Source organism: Chryseobacterium sp. 1B4 (assembly GCF_036631475.1).
GTDB lineage: Bacteria > Bacteroidota > Bacteroidia > Flavobacteriales > Weeksellaceae > Chryseobacterium.
The window spans coordinates 238574-250563 of record NZ_JAPNUF010000007.1; the positions used below are offsets into that span (position 1 = coordinate 238574).

General features: G+C 36.4%; 17 protein-coding genes. 9 read left to right on the top strand and 8 right to left on the bottom strand.

The window, feature by feature from the left end; genetic code table 11:
* Window positions 1-7: 7 nt before the first annotated feature.
* Window positions 8-472, top strand: coding sequence for a hypothetical protein (locus OWR28_RS10380; protein WP_332386561.1), 465 nt, complete (start codon window positions 8-10; stop codon window positions 470-472).
* Window positions 424-2535, top strand: coding sequence for an SEL1-like repeat protein (locus tag OWR28_RS10385; protein WP_332386562.1), 2112 nt, complete (start codon window positions 424-426; stop codon window positions 2533-2535). The genes OWR28_RS10380 and OWR28_RS10385 overlap by 49 nt, the downstream gene beginning before the upstream one ends.
* 297 nt (window positions 2536-2832) lie before the next feature.
* On the opposite strand, the gene OWR28_RS10390 is transcribed toward OWR28_RS10385, so the two are convergent.
* The 8 genes from OWR28_RS10390 to OWR28_RS10425 all read right to left on the bottom strand — a co-directional run bounded on the left by OWR28_RS10390 (window position 2833) and on the right by OWR28_RS10425 (window position 7679).
* Window positions 2833-3327, bottom strand: coding sequence for a DUF2306 domain-containing protein (locus OWR28_RS10390; RefSeq protein ID WP_332387442.1), 495 nt, complete (start codon window positions 3325-3327; stop codon window positions 2833-2835).
* Between the two features lie 214 nt (window positions 3328-3541).
* Window positions 3542-4123 carry a GDP-mannose pyrophosphatase NudK gene (gene nudK, locus OWR28_RS10395; RefSeq protein ID WP_332386563.1) on the bottom strand — a complete coding sequence of 194 codons (582 nt, stop codon included), beginning with the start codon at window positions 4121-4123 and terminating at the stop codon, window positions 3542-3544.
* A gap of 66 nt (window positions 4124-4189) precedes the next feature.
* Window positions 4190-5095, bottom strand: a complete 906-nt coding sequence (locus tag OWR28_RS10400) for a TIGR01777 family oxidoreductase (protein WP_332386564.1) — start codon at window positions 5093-5095, stop codon at window positions 4190-4192.
* Window positions 5096-5117: 22 nt separating this feature from the next.
* The gene (locus tag OWR28_RS10405) at window positions 5118-5462 is read right to left on the bottom strand and encodes a hypothetical protein (protein ID WP_002979039.1); all 345 of its coding nucleotides are present in this window, start codon (window positions 5460-5462) and stop codon (window positions 5118-5120) included.
* 5 nt (window positions 5463-5467) lie between these two features.
* Entirely contained in the window at window positions 5468-6061 is a 594-nt protein-coding gene (locus tag OWR28_RS10410; protein ID WP_332386565.1) for an HPP family protein, read from the bottom strand.
* A 10-nt stretch (window positions 6062-6071) separates the two neighbouring features.
* Window positions 6072-6284 (bottom strand): hypothetical protein, encoded by a 213-nt coding sequence (locus tag OWR28_RS10415; protein ID WP_332386566.1) that lies wholly within the window; start codon window positions 6282-6284, stop codon window positions 6072-6074.
* Window positions 6272-6967: an arginase family protein gene (locus tag OWR28_RS10420; protein WP_332386567.1), complete on the bottom strand. Its 696-nt coding sequence runs from the start codon at window positions 6965-6967 to the stop codon at window positions 6272-6274. The genes OWR28_RS10415 and OWR28_RS10420 overlap by 13 nt, the downstream gene beginning before the upstream one ends.
* Window positions 6968-7298: 331 nt before the next feature.
* On the bottom strand, window positions 7299-7679 hold the full coding sequence (locus OWR28_RS10425) for a helix-turn-helix transcriptional regulator (RefSeq protein ID WP_332386568.1): 381 nt from the start codon (window positions 7677-7679) through the stop codon (window positions 7299-7301).
* Window positions 7680-8029: 350 nt separating this feature from the next.
* Here OWR28_RS10425 and OWR28_RS10430 point away from each other — a divergent pair, with 350 nt between their 5' ends.
* From OWR28_RS10430 to OWR28_RS10460, 7 genes are all read left to right on the top strand, one after another.
* Entirely contained in the window at window positions 8030-8362 is a 333-nt protein-coding gene (locus OWR28_RS10430; protein ID WP_332386569.1) for a single-stranded DNA-binding protein, read from the top strand.
* 14 nt (window positions 8363-8376) lie between these two features.
* The gene (locus OWR28_RS10435; protein ID WP_332386570.1) at window positions 8377-8640 is read left to right on the top strand and encodes a hypothetical protein; all 264 of its coding nucleotides are present in this window, start codon (window positions 8377-8379) and stop codon (window positions 8638-8640) included.
* Window positions 8637-8831, top strand: coding sequence for an HRDC domain-containing protein (locus tag OWR28_RS10440; RefSeq protein ID WP_332386571.1), 195 nt, complete (start codon window positions 8637-8639; stop codon window positions 8829-8831). Before OWR28_RS10435 ends, OWR28_RS10440 begins: the two co-directional genes overlap by 4 nt.
* A gap of 122 nt (window positions 8832-8953) precedes the next feature.
* Window positions 8954-10324, top strand: a complete 1371-nt coding sequence (hisS, locus tag OWR28_RS10445) for a histidine--tRNA ligase (protein ID WP_332386572.1) — start codon at window positions 8954-8956, stop codon at window positions 10322-10324.
* Window positions 10325-10466: 142 nt separating this feature from the next.
* Window positions 10467-11267: a PH domain-containing protein gene (locus tag OWR28_RS10450; RefSeq protein WP_332386573.1), complete on the top strand. Its 801-nt coding sequence runs from the start codon at window positions 10467-10469 to the stop codon at window positions 11265-11267.
* 15 nt (window positions 11268-11282) lie between these two features.
* Entirely contained in the window at window positions 11283-11462 is a 180-nt protein-coding gene (locus OWR28_RS10455) for a hypothetical protein (RefSeq protein ID WP_332386574.1), read from the top strand.
* A 92-nt stretch (window positions 11463-11554) separates the two neighbouring features.
* Entirely contained in the window at window positions 11555-11971 is a 417-nt protein-coding gene (locus tag OWR28_RS10460) for a GNAT family N-acetyltransferase (RefSeq protein ID WP_332386575.1), read from the top strand.
* Window positions 11972-11990 lie beyond the last annotated feature (19 nt).

Below are 11990 nucleotides of genomic sequence, written 5' to 3' on the forward strand. Positions count from 1 at the left end.
ACATGCAATGATAAAACAAAGTAGTAATAATAATCTGAGGTTAGATAAACTGATTGTAATCTTATCAATAATGGCACATCGTATTTACACCTATAATATCGATTCAGAAACGAAAAACGAATATCCCAATTATTTAGGCGAATGGAATTACGAAATTCCTGAGCTGCTGATCCCTCTGTTTGCCGGCAATCCAAGATCAAAAGGGAAGCTTTTATATTTCCATAAAGAGGAAGGAATTTCAAGGCTCAGAATGTTTTACCAGCTGTTGGCTGATCATTATCAGCTGCACTATAAAAAAGTATGGTATGAGCCGGTGAATAAGATGTTTGAATTACTGGAAGCGCTTCCTTACGATACTTTTGTGATGGATGCAGCAGATGTATTCAATATGAATGAAGAAAGCCATAAAAACCAGGCAAAAGATTGGGTGCTGGAAATTCAGGAAAAAACAAGCTCTATGAAAAGGCAGTAGAAGATCAGAATTTAAAATGGCTTGAAGGAGAAGTTTTTGCAGGACGCGGCTATGATTCCTTTTTAACATTACTGGAAACAGATTGGATTGAATATGGCTTAGGGTATTGGAATGAAGAATTGTATAAAAATCCTTCCGAAACCTTTGAAGAAAATGGGTTTTGGGGATTGAAGGATAAAAAAGGACAGGTTATTGTCCCGGCAGTTTATGAAGAGATTTTCGCTTTTAGTAATGAAGGAACTGCTGTAGCGCAGAAAAACGGAAAATTCGGATACCTTGGAAATGATGGCAGGCTAATGGTGGATTGCCTTTATGAGGAAGCATTTGATACTCTTTCAATAGAAGAAAAAGAATATGGAATTGTACAAATGGACGGAAAATCCGGACTGATTGATATAAAAGCGAATACTCTTGTTATTCCCTGTGAATATGATGACCTGGAACTGCTGATGTACAAGGGACTGTTTAATGCTCAAAAAGAGGGACGTTATCGGGTTATTGATATACTGAACAGACAGATCGCTGCTGATCATTCAGAAACAGCTTTCGGCTATGAATACCCTGATCTTATCTACCGTAGACAGCAGGGAACATCTAAAAGAGCATATTACACCCTGGAAGGGATCTGCCTGGGAGAATATCCTGAAGATACCGTTGAACAGATAGCAAATGGATATTACCGGATAAAACCGAATAAATTCCAGAAGAAAATAAGCCTTATAAAACCAGATGGGAGCCTTCTGGATGAGGATGCTGATCAAATAATGGTATTCAGGGAGTATGGATACACTGCTTTTGCCTACAGGAAAGATAAAAAATGGCATCTTTACGATACTGAGCATGAATTGTTCAGACTGGTAAATGAGGCTATTGTCAATATTCAGATGGGAGGGTTTTATCACTTGATGAAAGATGTTTTTATACTATCAGATCAAACAGGAACAGGACTGTATGACGCAGCTAATGACCGTTGGTTTTTACCTTTATCTGAAAACCATTTGAAAATTGAAATCTGCAGCTATGAAATCTTTCGTATAGCCACTCCAGAAGGTATGTACTACTATGATCAGAAAACGGATTTTAAAAGCCCTGTCTATGATTATATTTGTGAGGGAATAGGTTATGATGCAGAACTGCTTTGCCTTTTCAAAGGAAATGAAATGTGTCTTCTGGACGAAGACAGAACAATCCGTCAGATTTCAGATTTTAATATGGGGGCTTTATACGAAAAGCGGTACAACCTGCGTGGAAAAGATCAGAAATACTTTACTGACTTTTATAAGAGATGGACTGAAAAGACTGGCTCCGGATATGAGATCTATTTTGATAATGATACGCTCAAATCTCAGGCAGCAGAGCATCAGAATAATGGAAATATCAGAGAAGCAATACGCCTTTTTACCATTGGAGCAGAGCGCGGTAATGCTGATATGATGACAGAGCTTGGATTTATTTATACGGATGACAGTATTCCGGAGTTTTATGATCTTCAAAAGGGACTTGATTTTTATGAAAAAGCTGCTGAGAAAGATCAGCGGTATGCGTGGAATAATCTTGGCTATCACTATCAGAACGGTATCGGATTGCCTCAGGATATCATAAAGGCTGCAGAGTGCTATGAGAAAGCTGCAGCATTAGGTCATGGTCTCGCTTTTGAGAATCTGGGGCATCTGTATTTTTATGGTGAACATGTGGAGAAAAATCATGATCTGGCATTGGAATACTATAAAAAAGCAGAAAAGAAATTCCAGTTCAATGATGAAAATATATCTGAAATATACTATCAGAAAGAAGATTATGACAACCTTCAGCGGTATATAAGAAAAGATTACAACAGCACCTATTCAAATATTTATTACGGAATTATGTATGATCACGGATTAGGTGTAAAACAAAACATAAAGAAGGCGGTTAGCCATTATGAAAAAGCTTTGGAATATTCAACCTATTTCTACGCACTGGAAAGACTTCTGTATTACTACAAAGAGGACCCAGCTTTTGCAGACCCTGAAAAATACAGACAATGGAAAATCTATGGAGAGGAAAATGATATGGGAATGTAAAAACTAAGGCCGGATAATTTCAAATCATTAAGATTCAAAAAAAGCCAAAAGGATAACTCTTGTAGACGATTGCTTTTTCAGATTTAAAATAATAGATTTACATAAATTAATAAAACATCCATGATATATTACGTTTTCCTTCTTTGCATTCTCGCTGTTTTTGCAGGCATTTCTTCCCTGATTATGCGTTTTTTCGGTAAATGGACTAAGAAGAGTAAATACGAAATGGTATTTAATACTTTAATATTCATTGTTTCATTCTTTCTGATTTCATCTTTCAGCATTTATATTTTTCTGTCAAATCTTAATTTTTCCCGATAACAGAGATTTTTTTCTGAGCATTACATAAGCAATAAAGAGATTGATCAAAAGAGCAGCCCAGACATTCAATCCATAAAAGAGCTCATAATCATGGCGGGTTTCATTGTACAGCAGATTTTTTATGATTCTGAAAGTAATTGCAGTGGTGGTTACTGCGTAGCTTAAAATCATATACATTTTATGCCTGCTTATATTTCCTTTTTTTACCGAAATCACAGCGGCAATGGTAAAATATGCCCAAAGCACATCCTGGATCAGAAATCCTGTAATCCCGATAAGACCTCCGTTTGAAAACAATCCCAGAACGAAACAGGCAGGAACATTAATGATCAGAATATTATAGACATATATTTTACCAACGTTCTTATGAAGGTTTCTGCTTTCCGCTAAAAGCCGGCCGGAAAACTGAGTAAGACCGGCCAGAAGGCAAAGTGTTATGGAAAAAATATGGATATAGAAAAAAACATCCAGTACGGATTGTTGACAACCTGTTGTTTAAAGACCAGAAACCCGGTATTTTTATCAAAAGAAGTGTATTGGGAAATCACTTTCAGCATCAGGATACTGAAAAGGAAGATTAAAAATAAAGCTGCAGTTTTAAGGATTTTTATTCCCAAAGATTTCATAGATAAACTTTTCCGAATAAGATTAAATCTAACCTTAATATCAATTGTCAATCATTATTTTACATAATTCCTTTCAACCGTAAGTGCTGAAGAAGCATGATTGTTTTAGCATCTTTGATCTCTCCGTTATCAATCATTTCCAGGCTTTTTTCAAAAGAAAGTTCCAGTACCTGTATATTTTCACCTTCTTCTTCCAATCCGCCGCCATCATTTATTTTCATTTCATTCGAATATTCTGCGATAAAAAAGTAGAGGATTTCCGTCACGGATCCCGGTGACATATAGGCTTCAAATACTTTTTCTACTTTGGAAATCTTATATCCGGTTTCTTCTTCGGTTTCCCGTTTTATACAATCTTCAGGATTATCATTATCCAGAAGTCCGGCGCAGGCTTCAATAAGCATTCCTGTGGGATTTCCGTTGATATAAGTAGGCAGCCGGAATTGTTTTGTAAGGATTACCGTGTTTGAAGGTTTGTTATAAAGAAGGATCACCGCCCCGTTTCCGCGGTCATAAGCTTCTCTGCTTTGAGTTTCTGTAGTTCCATCCTTTTTGCGGACAGAAAAAGTTACTTTATTTAATGTGTACCAGTTGTCTGATAAAATTTCAGTTGTAAGGATGGTAATATCAGGATTTTGCATAAGTAATTTTCTATGTTGTAATAATAGGTTTAAATGGTTTATTTTGAATGTAATATTGTTATTCAGTTACTTCTTTAATACATCTTTCAAAGCCTCTTCCAGATCAGGAAACTTAAAGTGAAACCCCGCATCCATAATCTTCTGTGAAGAAGCTCGGGAGCCTTCAAGTATAGCGGCAGCCAGTTCGCCAAATATCAGTTTTAAAACAAATCCGGGAACATTGGGCATCCATAATGGCTTGCCAAGTACTTTCGCAATCTTTTTTGTAAGTTCTTTATTAGTGGCATGCTGTGGAGAAACAGCATTGTAAGCACCTTCAATAGCAGGGTTTTTCAAAGCAAACCCATAAATAGAGCAAATATCCTCAATATGGATCCAGGGCATATACTGTTTGCCGTTTCCCAAAGGAGAGCCGATATAATATTGAACCGGAGGAACCATTTTCTTTAGCGCTCCGTCTTTTTCGGAGAGAACTACTGCTGTCCGTATTTTGACAACTCTTTCTGCCAGTTCCTGTTCTTTAAAATCATCTGCAGCCCTTTCCCATAAAACAACTACTTCACTTAAAAAATCATTACCGGGAGGATCAGTTTCCACATAAATTTTTTCTGAAGTTTTTGTACCATAGAAATTAATTCCTGAAGCAGAAATAAAAGATTTTAATTTAATCCTGTTTTTTCTTAAAGTGGTCCGAAGCAGTTCCGCAGAATCAACGCGACTGGAGATGAGTTCTCTTTTTCTTTCCGGTGTCCAGCGCTTTTCTGAAATGTTGGCTCCCGCCAGATGGATGATGTGGGAAACATTGTCAAAGGCAATTTCATCTATAGTTCCTTTTTTAATGTCCCATTCATATTCGTTTTCATGCTTCCTGTTTCTGGTCAGAAACCTGATTTCATAGTCTCTACCTATCTTTTTGGCCAGTTCTTTGGCAATCATACCACCGGCTCCGGTAATCAGAACAACTTCTTTCATAATAATATTGTTAAGGTGTGGTTTATGCCTGATTTTTTACAATCAGTACAAAGTCATCTTCCAGCAGTTTATAACCGTAATCATAAATAAACTTGTATTCAGAACCGTTTTTATAGACTTTCAGATTGGTAAAATAATCAAAATCAAAACCTAAGCCATCCAGCCGGGATTTGGGTACTTTTGTTTTACCGTCTGTATTAATCTCCATAAGGATGCGGTAATTTTTGCGGAGCTTGTTGTTCACATTCCGCATCAGATTATTAGAATCCTTATTCTGCTTATTGTTATAGGCGTTCCGGCAGGCGTCGTTACAGAACTTTTTATCAGACCTTCCGATGATTTTTTCGCCACATTCCAGGCAATTCATGATCTTTATTTTAGGTGATGTGTATGTCTTTTTTTTAGCAGTTTTTTAAACCTGCTGTGAGTAGGGTAGCTTCTGTTGGGGGTAATATTATTAAAGAACAAAGCCACAAGCAGAAGGATGATGCATCCTGAAAGAACAGGGGAGACTACATACCAATACCCTAATTCAGGGATTTTTCCCGTAGAGCTTACGGCAATCAGGGCGGTAGCACCACCAGGCGGGTGCAGTGTCTTTGTATATTGCATCAGCACAATCGAGAAAGCCACTGCCAGAGGTGCCGAAAGCCAGATGGTATGCGGAACAAACTGGTATACAGTAACTCCTACCAGTGCTGACAGGACATGCCCGCCAATAAGGTTTCTGGGCTGTGCCAACGGACTTTGGATGGCCCCGTAAATAAGAACACTTGACGCTCCGAAAGAACCGATCAGGAAAATATTTTCAGTTTCGGCCAGTGAATAAGACTGGATAAATGCAATAATCCCGATCCCAAAAAACGCACCTAAAAATGACCAGAAATGTTCTTTATAATCAACAAGCGTTTCTTTATAGATTACGTATTTTGAAACTCTGAATGTTCTTTTTATGCTCTTCTTCATTTAGTCTTCTTTATTTTTTTATAATTTGAATTAAATTTTCTACAAATGGCCGGGTATAAATCCCGTCTTTATCATCATCAGGATTCAGAATAGTAATTTCAATTCCTAAGCATAGCGGATTTTCAATCAAAGGTTCCAGTATTTCCTTTAGATCATCATAACCGACTCCGTCTTCCATTCTGCTGTCTACAGCCGGCATAATCTCATCTTTCAGAACATCCACATCAAAATGAATGAAAAAACCGTCGAGCTTTTTTCTTCAACCATTTTCAAGAAATCTTCAGCAGTATTTCTAAAGCCTTTGCTTCTGAGTTGATAAAGATCAAAATAATGAATTCCTGAATTGATAATCTGGCTGACATATTCTTCATCATCTGTTTCGGCGTTTCCGCAGCAGAAAACATGTTCTTCAGCGATATAGGGTTTTAAACCATTAATATTGGTTAGCTTTTCAGGGCCGTTTCCCGTAATCACGGCGAGATCCATGCCTGCAATGCCGCCGGTTTCAGAAAGTTCAGGTGGAATAAAATCTGTATGACCATCCAGGTAAAAAATACCGAAGTTTCCCAGTTTTTTCAGCGCGACAGCATTTCCGATCAGGATACTGCAGTCGCCACCCAAAATGATGTTGAAGCTATTCTTTTCGTAATGGCTTATAATACAGTCAGCCTGGTTTTGAGCATATTCAATAATCTGTTCTGCATTTCTGACTTTTAATTCTTCATCAAATTGCATGGAATACTCCGGAGCTTCGAGCCTGAAAACGTTTTTAGGATTAATTCTTTTATGAAAATCAAATTTCCTGAGCCAGTCCGGAAGTTTTCGAACGCCGGGCTCTGTCTCGTGTTCCTTTTTTGTAAGTCCCAGATTGAGAGGAAACTCAAAAATATTGATGTTCCTTATCATAAAAGAATTTTCACAAAGATACGGAATTATCCGTTTGCAAATGGATAGGCAGGTGATTCTGTATTATATAATGCTCCATGTTTGAAAAACTCAAATCCACTACTGTTTTGTTTCCACTTCAATTTTAAAACTTTTCCTGATTCGTATATTTTGTTATTAATAAATTCATTGAAGATCCTGAAGAGCGTCGTTCTCTTCTTAAAAAAGCAGGAAATAGAGCAAAACAATACAATCCAATGGAATTAAGCATATACTAAAAAAACATCTCTAAAAAGATGTTTTTTTAGTAATTGAATTTATTGTAATCTATCAAAAATTGTTTTTAAGCTTTCTATTTTTTCAGTCTTTCGATTTCCTCTTTAAGCAGACTGATATATTCCTGCATCGTTTTAATGATTTCTATGCTTAATTCATTGCTGATATTTGTAAAGTTGCTATTGTCGTCTCCGCTGTTATTAACATTTACAGAAGATCCGGGACTGTCATTAAATACAGGATTCTCAATGATGAATTTTACTTCATCTTCTTCGTAGATTTCCTCAACAGGAACCGATAAAAATTGGGCAAGTTTGTTCCATTCTGTCTGTGTAATAGATACAGCACCACTTTCTTTTCTGCTATAATTGGAGACATCAGTAGGGATTATTTCAGCCATTTGCTGCTGGGTAAAGCCCTTCATCTTTCTTACTGTACGGAGTTTTTCTTTTTGCATATCAGACATTTTTACAAATTTGCAAAAAAAATTAAATTAAATAGAAAAAAAATCCCTGTTAATACATCTGTTTTTCTATGTTTTTGAATGAAGAAAAATATTTTTAGATCAGTTTTATTTCATTGATTTTTTAATGGAATACCAGAGATTTATGTCTTTTGATCCTGATAGATCTTGCTTCATATAGAACGCTTTTTTGTTTTAATATTCGTTTACAAACGACTACAAACGGATTTAAATAGTTTATAACCGACTGTACTATCAGAACATCGCAATCTTTGCAACAGAGATTTGAGAAAAACAGTGAACGTCTCTTATCTGAATTTATTAATCTTTAAAATATAAAAGTTATGTCACTAAGAAACAAAGTAACATTAATTGGTTACACAGGAAAAGAAGTTGAAATGGTAAACTTCGACAACGGAAATGTAAAAGCAAGCGTATCCTTAGCTACCAGTGATCATTACACAAATGCCAGAGGAGAAAAAGTAGAAGAAACGCAATGGCACAACCTTATTGCCTTTGGGAAAACAGCAGAAATCTTTGAAAAGTATGTTCCTAAAGGAAAAGAAATTGCCATAGAAGGAAAGCTTACCTACAGATCATATGATGACAAGGATGGGGTGAAGCGGTATATCACAGAAATTCGTGTAGACGAGATCCTGTTACTGGGAGGGAAATAACTCTAAAAACACAAATGATGAAAGTAAAAGTTTTTAACATCAGGCTTCCCGAGGAATTCCTTTACAAAGACCAGGAAATGCTGGATGATTTCCTGGAAGCCAACGAGATTATGAAAGTAGAAACGGCTTTTGTAAGTGAAGAGCGCTATTGGTCTGTAATATTGTATTTTGAAGACTTAAAGCCTGCAAAAAGTACAGTAAAAGAACCGAAGACAGTAAAATACTCTGCGGAAAGTGAAACCCTGAATAGGGATGAAGAAAAATACTGGATGCTTTGAAGCTCTGGAGATCCGAGAAAGCAAAAGAACAGAATCTTCCTACTTATTTTATTGCCAGTAACAAAGAGCTGGTTTCTGTAGCCAAGTATAAACCTGCCAAAAAAGAAGAGTTGCTGGAGATCAAAGGGTTCGGGAAGCATAAGATCGAAAATTATGGTGAAGAAATTCTTGAGATTCTTGAAAGCATATGATTTTTTGAAATAATTGATAATACAACAAGAAAAGCCGGAGGAAGATTTTCTTCGGCTTTTTTATGCTGTGTAAAGTCCCTGCAATTCCTTACTTTTGCATTTATCAAAATGACATACAAGAAATGAAGCCAAGTTTAGCAAAAGGGACGAGAGATTTTACGGCACAGGAAGTTTCCAGAAGAAAATATATCATTAATATTTTACAGAATAATTTCGAATTATTCGGATTTCAGCCATTGGAAACTCCAAGTTTTGAAAACCTTTCTACACTCACAGGAAAATACGGAGAAGAAGGTGACCGCTTGATTTTTAAAATTTTAAATTCAAGTATCAATGAAGCAAAAGATGAGAAAAAGACTCAGATGCTTCATGATTTCCAAAGAGCATTGGAAAAACCATTCAGTGCGGAAAGCCTTACCGATAAAGCTCTTCGCTATGACCTTACCGTACCTTTTGCAAGATTTGTGGCTATGAACCATGGGAAACTGACCTTTCCATTCAAACGTTCGCAAATCCAACCGGTTTGGAGAGCAGACAGACCTCAGAAAGGAAGATTCAGAGAATTCTACCAGTGTGATGCAGATGTGGTGGGAAGTGAAAGTTTACTACAGGAAGTAGAGCTGGTTCAGTTATATTTAAAATCATTTGCTGATCTGAAAGTTCCTGTAACCATTCATATGAATAACAGGAAGATTCTTTCCGGTTTGGCAGAATATGCAGGAATCACAGATAAGCTGATTGATTTTACTGTAGCACTGGATAAGCTGGATAAAATCGGTAAAGACGGAGTGGTGAAAGAATTACTGGAAAGAGAAATTTCTCAGGAATCCATAGATAAATTAGACTTCTTATTCAGCCAGTCTGATGATGCACTGGAAAATCTTCTTCAGCTGAAGGAGAAATTTGCAGGAAACGAAATCGGGCTGAAAGGGGTAGAAGAACTGGAGTTTGTTCTTACACAGTCTCTTAATCTTGGAGTTGACATCCAAAACCTTGTATTCAATATTACGTTGGCCAGAGGCTTGGATTATTATACAGGAGCTATCTTTGAAGTGAAGGCAGATGAGGTTGCTATGGGATCCATCGGAGGAGGTGGAAGATATGATAACCTGACTGAAGTTTTTGGAGTGAAGAATATTCCGGGAATAGGAATTTCATTCGGATTAGACAGAATCTATTTGGTAATGGAAGAATTGAATCTTTTCCCTGAAGAAGCATCAGCTAAAATAAAATATCTGTTTGCTAACTTTGGAGGTGACGGAGTAACAGAAGCTTTAAAACTAATGATGCAGCTGAGAGCAAAAGGTATTTCAGCAGAACTGTATCCTGAAAATGCAAAAATCAACAAGCAGTTTACTTACGCAGAAAAGAAAGGCATAAAGAATCTTGTTTTCCTTGGTGAAGAAGAACTTAAAAATAATACAGTTACTTTTAAAGATCTGGAAGCCGGAGTACAGAAAACGGTTTCTTTAGAAGAGTTTTTAGGAGAATAATTTTTTTAATTATATAAAAAACAGAACAACTGCAAAATTACTTTTGTGGTTGTTTTTTTGATGGATGTTGAGAATTTAAATACTTTTGAATAAAAAAGAAATGACTAATAATTGTGCATTTTGTAAGGCAGAATTAACATCTATGGATACGCTTCTGGGAGCCAATACGCTTTCTGATGGCAATGTTTTATGCAACAAGTGCTTGAATATAGCAGCGAATATTAATGAAGAATTACTGTACAACCTGAATAAGTTCAGCATTGTTGATATCAGTAAAATTCTGAATAATGAAAAACCCGGATCTGCAGAGGATGCAGTAATCCCAAATCAGAATCTTCCTGTGCTGACGGACACTGATTCAGGCCAGATTTCAAGAGAAGTTTATAAAAGAAGACACCGCAAAATAAAGCAGGAACTGGAAAAACTGCGTGCCAACCTTTCTATCTTCACCAAAGGAGAGATCAAAGAACTTCCTTACCTGATTCCTGAAGATGAGCCCATTATTGCAATTACTGATGCTCAATTTGTCAATACGTTAGCTGCAGGAATATTAGTGGCAACATCCAGAAGATTGATTTCTGTTTCAAAATCGATGTTCGGGGCAGCAGAAATCAATAATTATCCCAATGAAACTATCAAAGCGGTAAGTTTTGTAACAGATCCCAGATCACCTATTATTAAACTGCATCTTGATGAAAAGATTGCAGAATTTGAATGTTTTATGGATAAGGAAGATGCAGAAAAATTCTATGATACGATAAAAACTTTCTATAATGCACCACAGAAATTGTCTCCTAAACAAACCGATACCGTAAGCAAAGGAGCTGTTTCACCGGAAGAGATTTTTAATCAGCTTGAAAAATTAGGAAAACTCAGAGAAAGCGGAATTTTAACCGATGCAGAATTTACAGAGCAAAAAAAGAAATTGCTGGAACAATTATAAAAAACTTTTAATATCATGAAGGATAAAGTATCAATCGTAGAAAACTGGCTTAAGGGATGGTGTTTATCAAGAGAAGTATCTTTTCCTGTTCAGTATAAATCAGGATTCAGAGTGATTGTAGGAGACGAAAAGCAAAAAGAACGTTTTGTATTTCCTGAACTTAATGAGGATTTTTTCAGCTGGCCCACTCAATAAATGAGCCCTGGATTTATCTGAAAGTATCTACTGCACCTGAAGAATTTATAGAAAAAATTCCTGAAAGATGGGTACTGCAGCCACAAGGTTATATGATGACCTGTTTTCACCCGATGCATTTCAGGGAAATCAGTCTTGCAAAAGGATACCACCTGGAGTTTTCTGAATACAATACAACTTTTGTAGTCAGAATTGTAGCAGAAAATGGTGAACAGGCTTCCATAGGACGTGTTTCTCTTATAGATAATCTGGCTGTTTATGACAGGATTGTTACCGAAAAAGATCATCAGAGGAAAGGCCTTGCTACTTTTTTATTGAAAGAACTTGAGAAGATTGCTTTGTCAAAAGGATTTTCAAATAACCTTTTAGTGGCAACAGAAGAAGGAAAACTATTGTATGAAACCTTAGGCTGGAAGGTGTATTGCCTGCATACTTCCATTGTAATTCCCTCTCAAAGCCAGGTTCTCTCAAAAAACAGTAATTTAGATCTTAACTATAACTATAAATAAAAAATCAAGACCTTGCTAA

Coding starts and splice junctions, on each gene's coding strand:
- OWR28_RS10420 (WP_332386567.1), bottom strand. CDS start 6,967: ATGATAAGGAACATCAATATTTTTGAGTTTCCTCTCAATCTGGGACTT.
- OWR28_RS10435 (WP_332386570.1), top strand. CDS start 8,377: ATGATGAAAGTAAAAGTTTTTAACATCAGGCTTCCCGAGGAATTCCTT.
- hisS (WP_332386572.1), top strand. CDS start 8,954: ATGAAGCCAAGTTTAGCAAAAGGGACGAGAGATTTTACGGCACAGGAA.
- OWR28_RS10430 (WP_332386569.1), top strand. CDS start 8,030: ATGTCACTAAGAAACAAAGTAACATTAATTGGTTACACAGGAAAAGAA.
- OWR28_RS10410 (WP_332386565.1), bottom strand. CDS start 6,061: ATGAAGAAGAGCATAAAAAGAACATTCAGAGTTTCAAAATACGTAATC.
- nudK (WP_332386563.1), bottom strand. CDS start 4,123: ATGCAAAATCCTGATATTACCATCCTTACAACTGAAATTTTATCAGAC.
- OWR28_RS10455 (WP_332386574.1), top strand. CDS start 11,283: ATGAAGGATAAAGTATCAATCGTAGAAAACTGGCTTAAGGGATGGTGT.
- OWR28_RS10405 (WP_002979039.1), bottom strand. CDS start 5,462: ATGAATTGCCTGGAATGTGGCGAAAAAATCATCGGAAGGTCTGATAAA.
- OWR28_RS10380 (WP_332386561.1), top strand. CDS start 8: ATGATAAAACAAAGTAGTAATAATAATCTGAGGTTAGATAAACTGATT.
- OWR28_RS10460 (WP_332386575.1), top strand. CDS start 11,555: ATGATGACCTGTTTTCACCCGATGCATTTCAGGGAAATCAGTCTTGCA.
- OWR28_RS10450 (WP_332386573.1), top strand. CDS start 10,467: ATGGATACGCTTCTGGGAGCCAATACGCTTTCTGATGGCAATGTTTTA.
- OWR28_RS10400 (WP_332386564.1), bottom strand. CDS start 5,095: ATGAAAGAAGTTGTTCTGATTACCGGAGCCGGTGGTATGATTGCCAAA.
- OWR28_RS10425 (WP_332386568.1), bottom strand. CDS start 7,679: ATGCAAAAAGAAAAACTCCGTACAGTAAGAAAGATGAAGGGCTTTACC.